This window comes from Sorangium sp. So ce295 (assembly GCF_051527405.1).
GTDB classification, from domain to species: Bacteria; Myxococcota_A; Polyangia; order Polyangiales; family Polyangiaceae; genus Sorangium; species Sorangium cellulosum_B.
Map to the genome: position 1 here is coordinate 8,753,053 of NZ_CP150324.1, position 12,606 is coordinate 8,765,658.

Below are 12,606 nucleotides of genomic sequence, written 5' to 3' on the forward strand. Positions count from 1 at the left end.
GGGGTGACCTTCCTCCCTGAGCTCGACGAAGCCGCGCGCGTCATTCGCGAACGAATTCCAGCGCCTCCGCGCGTCGGTGTGGTGCTCGGATCAGGGCTCGGCGGCTGGGGCGACGAGCTCGCCGACCTCGTGAAGGTGCCCTACGCGGACATCCCTGGCATGCCCCGGCCGGCCGTCGCCGGGCACCCCGGCTTCCTCTGCGCCGGCCGCGTCGGGGACGTGCAGGTCGCCTGCCTGCAGGGGCGCGCGCACTTTTACGAGGGGCACCCGCTGGTGAAGGTGGTGTTCGGGGTGCGGGTGCTCGCCCGGCTCGGCTGTCGCGCCGTGCTCCTGACGAACGCGGCCGGCGGCATCAACCCGGGGTTCGCCGCCGGCGATCTCATGCTGCTCACCGATCACCTGAACCTGATGGGAGCGAACCCTCTGGTCGGGCCGAACGACGAGGCGCTCGGCAAGCGCTTCCCCGACATGACCTACGCGCACGATCCCAGGCTGATCGAGCTCGCGAAGACGGCGGCGAGCGACGCGGGCGTCGCCCTGCGCGAGGGGGTCTACGCCGCGCTGCTCGGGCCGACGTACGAGACGCCCGCCGAGATCCGGATGCTGCGCGCGCTCGGGGCCGATGCGGTCGGGATGAGCACGGTCCCGGAGATCATCGCGCTCAGGCACATGGGCGTGCCGGCCGCGGCCATCTCGTGCGTCACGAACCTCGCCGCGGGGCTGACCAAGCGCGAGCTCGACCACAAGGAGGTCGAGGAGACCGCGCGGGAGGCGCGCGCACGGTTCACGGCGCTGCTCTCGGCGTGGGTCCGCCGCGTCGGCGCCGACGTCGCGGCCGGGAGCACGGCGTCGTGAGCCCCCCTCCGCGCGACGCCGGCGACGCGCTCGCCTCGGCTGAAGCGGCGCAGGCGATCGACTGGGACGCGCTCGACCACGCCGCCGTCGCCGTCCGGACGCGGGCGCACGCGCCGTACTCCAGCTACCGGGTGGGCGCGGCGATCCTCGTGCGATCCGGCCGCGTGTTCACCGGCTGCAACGTCGAGAACGCCTCGTACGGGCTCACCATCTGCGCAGAGCGCTCCGCCATCGTGCAGATGGTCGCGGCCGGCGAGCGCGATCCGATCGCGCTCACCGTCGCCACCAGCGGGCCCGTGCTCGGCAGCCCGTGCGGGATGTGCAGGCAAACCCTCGCCGAGTTCGCCGTGGATTTCCCGATCCGCCTCATCGCCGCCGAGGCCGACGGCGTGGCGCCGCGGACCACCTCGCTGTCGGCGCTGCTCCCCGAGGCGTTCGGGGCGGCCGCGCTCTCGCGCTGATCGCCCCGAGCGCCCTCCAGGGAGCGCCGAGGGCTCACTCGATCGAGAGCGCCTCGGCTTGATCGATCTGCGACAGCGCCGCGGCGAGCGCCTCCCGCGCGCGCTCGAGCGAGACGCGATCCTCACCCCACTTCGAGCGCGCCTTCTGCAGGCGGGCGCGCTCGACGGCCAGCTGCTCGGTGAGCTGCTCGCCGTGCGCCCGCAGGGTGTCGCGCTCCTCGGTCCGCTGCGAGAGCTGAGCGCCGAGCTCGCTCCCACGCCGCTCGGCCTCGGCGAGCTGGCCCTGGAGCGCCTCGATGGAGCGCGCCCGCTCGGCGAGCTCGCCCAGCAGGCGCTCGCGCTCCCCGGCGGCCGCGGAGAGCTCGCCCGCGCGCTGCTCCAGCTGCTGCTCGAGCTCCTGCGTCCGGGCCTCGTGGTCCGCGATCTGGTTGCGCGCTTGCCCGAGCTCCGTGGAGAGCCCGCGGGCGACCTCGTCCAGCTCGCGCCGCTGCGCCGCCCAGGCGGCCTCCCGCTCGGCGGTCTCGGCCTGGTGCGCCGCGCGCGTGTCGGCGAGCGCCTGCGCGTGCGCGGCCTCGAGCTGCGCCTGCCGCTCGGCGGCGCGCTCCTCGAGCTCGGCCACCCGCTTCGCGTGGGCCTGCTCGGCGTCGCGGACGGCCTGCTCGCGCTCCTCGATGAGCTCGCGCTCCCGCGCCGCGAGCTGCGTTGCGAAGCTCTCCCGCGCGGCCGCGAGCGCCCTCGCGTGCTCCTCCGTCTGCTGCGCGATCGCCCGCGCATGCTCCTCGGCCTGCCCCTCGAGGGCGCGCGCGTGCTCGCGATCCCGCCGTCCGATCTCGTCCGCGTGCTCGCTCCGGAGCCCCTCGACGGCGCTCGCGTGCTCGCTCCGGAGCCCCTCGATGGCGCTCGCGTGCTCGCCCCGCAGCGACTCCAGCGCGGACGCGTGCGCGGCCTGCTGCTTCTCGAGCGCGGCGGCGTGCTCGTCGCGCGCCCCCTGGAGCGTGGCGGCGTGCTCCGCCTGGGCGCGCTCCAGGGCGGCGGCGTGCTCGCTCCGCGCCGTGTCCAGCGCAGCGGCGTGCTCCCGGCCGCGCCGCTCCGTCGCGGCCTCGTGCTCGCGCCGCAGCGCCTCGACGGCGGCCTCGTGCTCGCGCCTCGCCGCGTCGAGCGCCCCGGCGTGCTCGGCCCGCAGCCCCTCCATGGCGGCGGCGTGCTCGGATTTCGCTCCCTCCGCAGCCGCCGCGTGCTCGGCCCGGAGGCGGTCCAGCGCCGTGGCGTGCTCGCCGGTCAGCTTCTCGATCGCGCCGGCGTGCTCGCCGGTCAGCTTCTCGATCGCGCCGGCGTGCTCGCCGGCCAGCTTCTCGATCGCGCCGGCGTGCTCACCGGTCAGCTTCTCGATCGCGGCGCGGTGCTCGGCGGCCTGCTGCTCGCGCCGGGCGGCGTGCTCGGCGTTGAGCCGCTCCACCTCCGCCCGGTGCTCCGCGGCCGCCTGCTCGAAGCGCTCGCGCTCCGCCTGCGCGCTCTCCTCGAGCTCGCGCTGCGCCGAGGCCTCGAGGGCGGCGATCGCTTGCGTCTTCTCGTCCGCCGCCGCGCGCAGCGCCTCCGTGTGCGCCGCCTCCGCGTCCATCAGCGCCTGCCGGGCCGACGAGAGATCGGCGTCGCGGGCCGCGATCTGCCCCTGCAGCTTCTCCGCGCGCGCCTTGAAGTCCTCCGCGCGCTTCGCGGCGAGCTCCTTGTCCGCGCGGAGCGACGCGACCTGTCCGTCGAGGTCCTCGCTCGCGCGCTCGAGCTCCAGGATCCTGTCGACCTGATCGGCCTTCTCCCGCTCGAGCGACAGCGACTGATCCCGGAGCTCCAGCAGCTCCTTGTCCTTGCGCGACATCTGGTCGCGGAGCGCGAGGATCTCTTTGTCCTTCTTGTTCAGCGCCTCGCGCAGATCCAGGAACTCGCGGCTCGACACGCCGCCGGGCCTGGAGCCGGCGCCGGCGCCGGACGCGAGCTTCACCTTGAGCTCGTCGAGCTCGCGCCGCAGGCGGGCCGCCTCCTGGCTGCCGTCGTTCGTCGAGGAGAGCTCGCCCTCGAGGCGGAGCGAGGTCGCGCGCGCGGCCGCGACTTCCTTGGTGAGGCGGACGATCTCTCCCTTGGACCTGTCCAGCTCGCCACGCAGACGCTCGATCTCGGCCGTGTCGGCGTCGGAGCGAGGCGGCGCGGGCGGCGCAGGGGTCAGCCGCCCGCGCTCGGAGATCGGAGCCCGGTACGCGGCCCCGCGCTCGGAGACCGGAGCCCGGTACGCGGCCCCGCGCTCGGAGATCGGAGCCCGGTACGCGGCCACCGGCGACGAGCTCACGGGCGGTGGCGCCGAGGCCGGCACCGGCGTCTTCGTGGGCGCCAGCGTCCGAGACGACGGCGCGACCGAGGGCCTGACGTCGGTGCGCTCCTCCTCCTCGTCGCGGATCAGCCGGGTGAACGCGCCGCCGATGAACTCCTCGATGTCCTCGTCCGACTTGCGGGCGTCCGACCGCGCCGCGGCGCCCTGCGGGGGCCTCGGCGGAGCCGACGCCCGGGCGCGATCCTGCGCAGCGGCGGCAGGGGGCGCCGACGGCACGGCAGACGGTGTGGCGGCAGACGGCGGCGCCGCGGACATCGGCCTCGGCGCGGCAGGCGGCGCCGCGGACGGCGGCCTCGGCGCGGGGGGCGGCGGCACCGCGGACGGCGTGGCGGCGGCAGGCGGCGGCGGCGCCGCGGACGGCGGCCTCGGCACGGGCGGCGGGATCGACGGCGCAACGGCGGGCGGAGGCGCGACGCTCCCGGGCGTGCCGTCCGAGCCCACGGCGGCCGTGACGATCGTGGGATCGCCGGAGTCCTCGTCGATGTCGGCCTCGAGCACCTCGGCCTCGTCGATCATGATCGGATCGGCCTCCGCGTCGTCCCCGTCGATCGGGACGTAGTTGCGGATGTGCTCGAGGAGCTCGCCGAACGCGATCGGCTTGTGGATGTAGTCCTCCGCGCGCGTCCTGAGCTTGCGGTGCTGCTCGAACGTCTCTTCGCTCGACTCGCTCGACATGATGACGAGCGGTACGTCCTTGAGCTGCACGTCCTTCTTGAGCTTGTTGCAGACCGAGAAGCCGTTCATGCGCGGCAGCTCGATCGACAGCAGGATGAGGTCGGGGCGCTCGGCCGCGGCCGCCTGCAGGCCGACGTTGCCGTCGTCGACCACCTGAACGGTGCAGCCGAGGCGGCCCAATTCCGTGCGGAGCTCCCCGGCAAACGCCGGATCGCTCTCAAATACGAGGACTTTCGTCATGTTCCGGGGTGTGCGCGGGTTCGGAGGGGAAACCAAGATATCGGCCCCCTTCAACGAGTGTCAAACACGAGGCTGGCAGCGCAGCTCAGATCGCGCGGCCGCCGTCCGCCTGCCAATCCTGCCGACGTCGCGACGAGCGGAAATCGCCCGGCCCGGGGGCGATACCGCACAATCCCACCATGGCTCTTGCCGAGGAGCAGGGAGACAGCGGAAGACCCGCGCGCTCGCCGATCAGGGCGCGACGAAGTGGCCGGGCGCCTCGTCTCCGAAGCACAGGCCCATCTCACGGGCCGTGACGACCGTGTCCGAGTCGAGCGGCACCGTCTTCGTCTTGCCGGCGACCTCCTCGAGGGGGACGAGCTCGATCCGGTTCGAGCGCAGCGCCACCATCCCGCTGCCGCAGTCCTCGACGAGGCAGCGCGCCGCGGCCGCGCCGAAGCGGAGGGCGAGCAAGCGATCCGCCGTCGTGGGTCCGCCGCCCCGCTGGAGGTGGCCGAGCACCATCGAGCGCGCTTCCTTGCCGGTGCGGGCCGCGAGCTCCTTGGCCACGCGCTCGGCCACGCCCCCGAGCACGGCGGTGCGACGGAACGCGTCGCCCGCGTCCTTGATGATCAGCTCACCGCCTTGCGCGTACGCCCCCTCGGCCGCCACGACGATGGAGAAGCGGCGCCCGCGCGACTCCCGCAGGCGGATCTTCTCGGCGATCGCCTCGACCCGGAACGGGATCTCCGGGATCAGGATGGCGTCGGCTCCGCCGGCGATCCCGGCGTTGAGCGCGATCCAGCCCGCGTGCCGCCCCATCACCTCCACGACCATGATCCGCTCGTGCGCCTCGGTCGTGGTGTGGAGCCGGTCGAGCGCCTCGGTCGCGATGGAGACCGCCGTGTCGAAGCCGAACGTGAGGTCCGTGCAGCAGACGTCGTTGTCGATCGTCTTCGGTACGCCGATCACGAGCGGCAGCCCGCGCTGGAGCAGCTCGTGCGCGATCCGCATGGAGCCGTCTCCGCCCACCGAGATGAGCGCGTCGAACCCCTCCGCGCGGAACCGCCGCACGAGGTCCTCGGATCGATCCCGCGGCACGAGCCCGTGCTCGCCAGGCGTCGGGTAGTGGAACGGATCGCCGCGGTTCGCGGTGCCCAGGATGGTGCCCCCGAGGTGCGCGATGCCCCGGACCCGCTCGCGATCCAGGCGGATGAGCCCGTCCGGAGCGTCGTCGAGCAACCCGCGGTACCCTTGCCGGATCCCCCACACCTCCCAGCCACGCTCGAGCGCGCCGAGCGTGGCCGCGCGGATCACCGCGTTGAGCCCCGGCGCGTCACCCCCGCCTGTACTGATAGCGATCTTTCGTGCCGCCATGACGCTCGCAGCATCGCGAGCCGCCCCCGGCGACGCAATAGACATCTCCTCGACCTGGCCTCGAAAGGCACGCATGCGCGTGGCGATTCGACGGAACGACGGCGGACGTCGGCGAACGCGGCCCGCTGGGCGAGCCCGGGGAGCGCGCCCAGCGAGGAGCGCCTGCGCGAACCGGCCTTCGCACCGCCGCGCGTGCGCCGTGTGGTCGGGGCCGCCACGGGAGGGGTGTCGATCTGGGAGGAGCGCAGGCATGACGGTCGCGAGCGCCGGCGACAGGGTATAGGGGCGTGCGCATGCGATCACCCCGGCTGCGTGCCCCTGTATGAACCGCGCCACCCTGATCCGAGGCATCCAGGTCATCGTCACGCTCACGCTCGCGTCGTTCGCTTACGTCCTCTACAGCGAGATCCACGACAAGCAGGCGAGCCTCGCCGCCGCGTTCGCGCACGTGCGCCCGGGCTGGCTGCTCGTCGGCGCCGTGCTGGCGCTGCAAGAGGGCGTGTTCGGAGGCCTCAGGATCTGGACCCTCGGGCGCGTCCTCTGGCCCGAGCTCCGCGTCCGTACCGCGGTGACCTCGGAGTTCGTGCTGATGTTCTGCGCCGGGGTGACCCCCGGACAGGCCGGCGCGGCGCCGTCGCAGGCCGCCGTGCTCGTGCACGGCGGCATGCGGCTCGTCGACGTGGCCACGGCGGAGCTGCTCACCGCCTCGTGCACGATCACCTTCTTCCTCCTGTCTGCCGTGGTCATCTTCGTGCTGCAGCAGGGCGGGATGCTGGTCGTGCCGGCGGGCCCGCAGATCGAGTGGCTGCTCCTCTTCACCGTCGCGATGTTCGGCTCGGCCCTCGTCGCGCTCATCGCCGCGGCGGCGTACCCGCCCCTCCTCAAGGGGATCGTCCGCGCGCTTTCGGTGCCGCTCGGGAAGCTCCTGCGCGCCATCCTGCTGGGCGCCCGGCGCGTGCCCCGGCTGCGGGCCCGCGCCGAGGCCGCGCTCGCCGCCCCCGGCGCCACGACCGCGCGCCTGCTGCTGGGCGTGGACGAGTTCCACCACGGCTTCCGCATCTACATGCGCCGCGGCAAGCGCGCCTATGCCGCCGCGCTGCTGCTCACGTTCGGCTTCTTCTGCTCGCGGTTCGCCGTCGCCTACTTCATCCTGCTCGGGCTCGGCATTCCGACCTCGCCCTCGACGTTCGTCTCGGTAGGCCCGCCGATCGTGCAGGTCGTCCTGATCCAGACGCTGCTCAACTTCGCGCTCTACATGACCCCCACGCCCGGCGCGAGCGGCGTCGCCGAGCTCGGCTCGAACGCGCTCATGTCGCCCTGGGTCCACGGCGCGTTCGTGGTGCCGTACGTCGTCCTCTGGCGGGTGCTCACCCTGTTCCTCTGCATGTTCGTCGGGGGGGTCTACGTCTTCCGCTACCTCGGCGCCGACGTGCTCGAGGAGCGCGTGAAGCAGACGGAGGCGGAGAAGCGCGCGCTCGCGGAGGCGGCGCGCGCCGCGAAGGCGCCGCTGGGTGGAGAGGACACCACCGACCGGCAGCAAGGCGTGGGGTGACGAGGGAACGGGGTGACGCGGGAACGGGGTGACGCGGTCGGCGCGGCGGGCGCAGGCCGGCTCGCGCCAGCCGCGCCCGGCGCAGGATCAGCGCGCGGAGATCGGCACGGCCGCGAACTGGACGAGCTTCCCGCGCCGCACCTTGAGGAGGGCGACGGACCCGTCCTTGAGCTTGGCGATGGCCGCCCGGAGGCCGGCGACATCCTTCACCGGGGCGCCGTTCACCTCGAGGATCACGTCGCCCACCTCGACCTCCTGGACCTTGCTGCCCGAGGCGAACCCGTCGACCCGCACACCGCCGCCCGGGGCCTCGGAGACCTGGATGCCGAGCTTCTCGGCGCTCAGCTGGCGCTCGGGCCGGGCGCCCTGGCTCGGCCGCGCGCGGCCCGCCGCGTCGCCCTCCTCGTCCTGGAGCGCGTCCAGCTTGGCCACGACCTGCTGCTGCTTCTGGGCGCGCACCAGCGTCACCGCGATCTCCGAGCCGGGCGCGTTGCGCGCCACGTTGCGCCGCAGCTCCTCGGCGTGGTGGATGGGGACGCCGTTCACGTTCACGATCACGTCGCCCGGCTTGATGCCGGCGCGCGCGGCCGCGCCGCCCGGCTCGACCTCGGCGACGAGCGCGCCCCGAGACCCGTCGAGCTGGAGCGCCGCGGCGAGATCGCGCGTGACGGGCTGGAACAGGAGGCCGAGCTTGCCGCGCTCGACGAAGCCCTTCTCGCGGAGCTGCGGGAGCACGTCCTTCAGCGCGTCGATCGGGATCGCGAAGCCGATCCCGTTCGCGCCCGCCCGGATCGCGGTGTTGATGCCCACGACCTCGCCCCGCCAGTTGAACAGCGGGCCGCCGCTGTTGCCCGGGTTGATCGACGCGTCGGTCTGGATGAAGTCGTCGTACGGCCCCGCGCCGATCGCGCGCGCCTTCGCGCTGACGATGCCGAGCGTGACCGTGTGGCCGAGCCCGAAGGGGTTCCCGACCGCGAGCACGTGCTCGCCGACCCGCAGCTGCTCGCTCGCCCCGAGCGGCGCCACAGGCAGGCCGCTCGCGCCCTTCAGGCGGAGGAGCGCGAGATCGAGCTTGGGATCGCGGCCGACGACCTCGGCCTCGAACTCCCGCTCGTCGGCGAGCCGCACGCGGACGCCGGAGGCGTCGTGGATGACGTGCTCGTTCGTCACGACGTAGCCGCTCGGGTCGATGATGAAGCCGGTCCCGAGCGCCGTCTGCGTCGGCTGCTGGCCCCGCGGGTTGAGCCGTCCGCCGCCTTGCGGACCGAAGAAGTACTGGAAGGGGTCGAGCCCCTCGGGCCCCTTGACCTCATGTGTCGTCGTGATGTTGACGACCATCGGCTTCACCCGGTCTGACAGGGCGGCGACATCGAAGGTGGCCGGCACCGGCGCCGTCGCCGGCGGGAGCGTCACGGTCGCGACCGGCGGCGCCGCGGCCTGCGGCGAGGCGGCGGCCTGGGTGGAAGGAGGCGTGGCGTGGGCCTGTTGACCGCAACCGCCGATGGCCAGCGCCGCCGCCGTGAGCAGCGCGAGGGCCGAAGCGCGAGGGCGATAGGAAACCGCTTGAATCATGAAATCTCCGTCGAGCAGTCGAAGGGTCCTGCGATCGACGAACATGGGACCGACTGCGTTCATTCCGCCGCACCAAGAACGCCGCAGCCTCGGCTGACAAGCGCGCTCTCCTCGGCCCGTGCGAGCGGGCGCCGCGCCTGCCTGCCCGTCCATGGCGGCACGCGCGGCACGCGCGGCACGCGCCGCACCCAGCCGCGCGGCGGTGTTCGTCGAGATTTGAGCCGCGCGCTCGGCAAGGCTGCTAGGGTGCGCGCTCCTGGAGGCGAGCGATGGCGAGCGATGAGGGCCTGCTGCGAGGGCGCAAGATCGGGTTTCTTGGCGGCGGAAACATGGCGGAGGCGCTCATCCGCGGCCTCGTCCAGGGGGGCGCCGTGGGCGCGGAGCAGATCCGCGCGAGCGATCTCAAGAGCGAGCGGCTCTCCTTTCTCCGCGGGCGCTACGGCATCGAGACCACCGAGGACAACGAGGCGCTCTGCCAGTGGGCCGACGTCCTCGTCATCGCGGTCAAGCCGCAGATCGTCGATCGCATCCTCGCCCCCATCTCGTCGGGGCTCGGCCGCTCGGACGTCGTGATCTCGGTGGCGGCCGGCGTGCCGATCGACGCCATCGAGGCGCGCCTGCCCGAGGGAGCGCGCGTCATCCGCAGCATGCCGAACACCGCGGCGATCGCGCTCGCCGGCGCCACGGCGATCGCCGCCGGCAGCCACGCCACGAGCGAGGACGTCGAGATCGCGCGGACCCTGTTCCAGGCGGTCGGCCGCGTCGTCGTGCTCGACGAGTCGCTGCTCGACGCGGTGACCGGCCTGTCGGGCAGCGGCCCCGCCTACGTCATGCTGATGATCGAGGCGCTCGCGGACGGCGGCGTGAAGGTCGGCCTCGGCCGGGACGCGGCGCTGCTGCTCGCGGCGCAGACGGTGTACGGCGCCGCCAAGCTCCAGCTCGAGACCGGCGAGCACCCCGGCCGCCTGAAGGACATGGTGACGAGCCCCGGCGGCACGGCCATCGCGGGGCTCCACACGCTGGAGGCAGGCGGCCTCCGCCGCACCTTGATCGACGCGGTCGAGGCGGCGTCCAACCGCTCGGCCGAGCTGGGCGCGCAGATGGCGCAGAAGCTCCGCCGCACCTGAGCCTGACAAGGAGCGGGCCTGTCCCCCAATGCTGACCACGAGCAGGGGAGCAGCCGCGCCACGCGCAGTGTCACCGCCGGAGCTTGGCCTTGAAAGTACAGGACACGACGCTCCATGGCATGGAGTCGCGCCGCCCGTTCTCCAACCTCAGGTGTTGGCGTTCGGCCGGCTCTTGACTATGTTCGCCGCGTCGCAGCGGGACAGGCGATCGCCGGCGGACGGGGAAACCCGGCCGCGGGAGGAAAGTCCGAGCTCCGCAGGGCAGGGTGCCGGGTAACGCCCGGTGAGAGCGATCTCGAGGAAAGTGCAACAGAGAACAGACCGCCGCGCCGCGCGCTCCGCGAGGGCGACGAGCCTCCAGCCCGGATGGGCTGGGCTCCGAGCCTCCGCGGGCTCGCCGCGCGGCAAGGGTGAAACGGCGGGGTAAGAGCCCACCGCGCCCTTGGCAACAAGGGCGGCACGGCAAACCCCACCTGGAGCAAGGCCGCGTAGGGAGGCGTCCGCGACGGCGACAGCCGCCGCGGCAAGGGCTGCCCGCCCCAGGCCTCCGGGTTGGCTGCTTGAGGCGCGCGGCGACGCGCGTCCTAGAGGAATGATCGTCGGCGCGAGGGGGGCGACTCCCCGCGCAACAGAACTCGGCTTACGTCTCCTGCGACCACGAAGCTCCGCCCCGGCGGGGCTTCGTGCTTTTGTGCTCGCCCGCCGCTCACCTGTGGCAAGTCGCTACGCCGCCAGCGGCTGGAGGCGGTCGCGCAGCTTCTTCTTGGCGCGCGCCTCGAGCTGCCGAGCCCGCTCGCGCGACACGCCCAGGCGACGCCCGATCTCGGCGAGCGACAGCTCCTCCTCGGGATCCGCCATCATCCGGGTCTCGACGATGTACCGCTCGCGCGGGTCGAGGTTCTCCACCGCCTGCGTCAGCCGCTCCCGGAGCAGGGCCCCCTCCTCCGCGCGCGAGAAGCGCTCCTCCTGGTCCTGATCGTCCGCGGGCAGCGTGTCGACCAGCGACCGGGCGCCGTCCTCGAACACCTTCGTGTCGAGCGAGACGTCCCGGGCCTCCAGCCGGTGAGCCATCTCCAGCACCTTCTCCGCGGGCGCGCCGAACTTCTCGGCCAGCAGCCGATCCCCCTCCTCCCCCTCGCCCACGAGGCCCGCGATGCGCGCCCGCTCCCGCCGCAACCGGAAGAACATCTTCGAGCGGAGCGGGCCCGAGCCCACGCCGACCAGGCTCCAGGAGTGGATGACGTGGTTCAGGATGTACGCCCGGATCCAGTAGGCCGCGTAGGTCACGAAGCGGTTCCCGCGGTCCGGGTCGTACTTGCGGATCGCGTGGACGATCCCGAAGTTCCCCTCCGCGATGAGGTCGGCGAGCGGGATCCCGTATCGCCGGTAGCTGATCGCTATCGAGACAACATGCCTCAGGTTTGCGAGCGCGAGCGCGGCTGCGGCCTGCTCGTCGCCGTGGTCCCGCCACCGTCGAGCGAGCTCGACTTCTTCCTCGCGCGACAGCTCCGGGATCTGCCGAACATGCGTGATGTAGCGCGAAACCGCGCTGGCCTGATCTCGGGACGTTTGCACAGGGTTTCCTTCGAGGTCCGAAGACCCCGGTTCGGTTGTTGAGGCCGGCCGACGCCGGACCCCGTCTCCTGCTGTCGAGGTCGGCCGGGGCCGGGCCTCGATCGCGTTGATCGCTTCGCCGGCACTTGCCGCCGACGTGGTTGGTTCGAGATTCCGAAGAGAGCAGCCCACCCAGGCTGCGATGCAGCTGGCATGCCGCCCCGGGCGGGCAGCTTGTACACCATGGCTGCGAAGCGCTGGCGCACGCGGCTCGGGCGCGCCCGTGCGAGGCACGAGCCAAACCGAAGGCGCTAGAGAGCCAGGAGGGCCGCGATGCTCCGGGCAGACGCGCTCACGCGGCCCGTGTGCATCTCGCGTAGGCCGCCCGGGAGACGGGCGGCGCGAGCGAGGACGGAAGCGGCACCCGCGAAGAGAGCGGGCGCCCGATCAGACGAAATCTGACGGAGACGAACGGAAACGAACGGAAACGAACGGACTCAGACGGAGAACGAGGAGCCGCAGCCGCAGGTGCTCTTCACCGACGGGTTGCTGAACTTGAAGCCCGAGCCGTGGAGGCCTTCCACGTAATCAATCTCCGTGCCGTCCAGGTACTGGAAGCTGAGCGGGTCGATGAAGAGCTTGATGCCCCTGTCCTCGAACTCCTCGTCGAACTCCGTCGGCTTGTCCTCGAAGTACAGGTCGTACGAGAAGCCGGCGCACCCGCCGCCCACGACGCGCAGGCGCAACCCCTGCCCCAGCAGCTCCTCCGCTGTCGCGATCTCCATCACCTTCTCGGCTGCCTTCTGCGTGATCGTGATCATCCTGGAATCTCCT

Annotated in this window: 9 protein-coding genes and 1 other RNA gene; 5 read left to right on the forward strand and 5 right to left on the reverse strand. The window is 72.9% G+C overall.

Annotation, left to right across the window (positions count from 1 at the left end; translation table 11 throughout):
* Nucleotides 1–3 precede the first annotated feature (3 nt).
* Together WMF11_RS33090 and WMF11_RS33095 are read left to right on the forward strand one after the other, a co-directional pair.
* A complete protein-coding gene (locus WMF11_RS33090; RefSeq protein WP_437542849.1) occupies nucleotides 4–855 on the forward strand; it encodes a purine-nucleoside phosphorylase in 852 nt (283 codons plus the stop codon).
* A complete protein-coding gene (locus WMF11_RS33095; RefSeq protein WP_437903248.1) occupies nucleotides 852–1,316 on the forward strand; it encodes a cytidine deaminase in 465 nt (154 codons plus the stop codon). The genes WMF11_RS33090 and WMF11_RS33095 overlap by 4 nt, the downstream gene beginning before the upstream one ends.
* A gap of 34 nt (nucleotides 1,317–1,350) precedes the next feature.
* On the opposite strand, the gene WMF11_RS33100 is transcribed toward WMF11_RS33095, so the two are convergent.
* Nucleotides 1,351–4,611, reverse strand: a complete 3,261-nt coding sequence (locus WMF11_RS33100) for a response regulator (RefSeq protein WP_437973575.1) — start codon at nucleotides 4,609–4,611, stop codon at nucleotides 1,351–1,353.
* Between the two features lie 231 nt (nucleotides 4,612–4,842).
* Entirely contained in the window at nucleotides 4,843–5,967 is a 1,125-nt protein-coding gene (locus WMF11_RS33105) for a 6-phosphofructokinase (protein ID WP_437542855.1), read from the reverse strand.
* Between the two features lie 322 nt (nucleotides 5,968–6,289).
* Between WMF11_RS33105 and WMF11_RS33110 the strand changes: the two genes are divergently transcribed.
* Nucleotides 6,290–7,519: a lysylphosphatidylglycerol synthase transmembrane domain-containing protein gene (locus tag WMF11_RS33110; protein WP_437542858.1), complete on the forward strand. Its 1,230-nt coding sequence runs from the start codon at nucleotides 6,290–6,292 to the stop codon at nucleotides 7,517–7,519.
* Nucleotides 7,520–7,606: 87 nt separating this feature from the next.
* Here WMF11_RS33110 and WMF11_RS33115 read toward each other — a convergent pair whose 3' ends face one another.
* Complete coding sequence (locus tag WMF11_RS33115; protein WP_437973576.1) at nucleotides 7,607–9,091, reverse strand: Do family serine endopeptidase; 1,485 nt, start codon at nucleotides 9,089–9,091, stop codon at nucleotides 7,607–7,609.
* Between the two features lie 269 nt (nucleotides 9,092–9,360).
* Between WMF11_RS33115 and proC the strand changes: the two genes are divergently transcribed.
* Together proC and rnpB are read left to right on the forward strand one after the other, a co-directional pair.
* The gene (proC, locus tag WMF11_RS33120) at nucleotides 9,361–10,218 is read left to right on the forward strand and encodes a pyrroline-5-carboxylate reductase (protein ID WP_012238496.1); all 858 of its coding nucleotides are present in this window, start codon (nucleotides 9,361–9,363) and stop codon (nucleotides 10,216–10,218) included.
* 192 nt (nucleotides 10,219–10,410) lie between these two features.
* Nucleotides 10,411–10,875: RNase P RNA component class A (gene rnpB / locus WMF11_RS33125), an RNA gene on the forward strand.
* Nucleotides 10,876–10,941: 66 nt separating this feature from the next.
* Here rnpB and WMF11_RS33130 read toward each other — a convergent pair.
* Nucleotides 10,942–11,793 (reverse strand): sigma-70 family RNA polymerase sigma factor, encoded by an 852-nt coding sequence (locus WMF11_RS33130; protein ID WP_012238497.1) that lies wholly within the window; start codon nucleotides 11,791–11,793, stop codon nucleotides 10,942–10,944.
* A 476-nt stretch (nucleotides 11,794–12,269) separates the two neighbouring features.
* Complete coding sequence (gene erpA / locus WMF11_RS33135; RefSeq protein WP_437293785.1) at nucleotides 12,270–12,593, reverse strand: iron-sulfur cluster insertion protein ErpA; 324 nt, start codon at nucleotides 12,591–12,593, stop codon at nucleotides 12,270–12,272.
* Nucleotides 12,594–12,606: the final 13 nt, after the last annotated feature.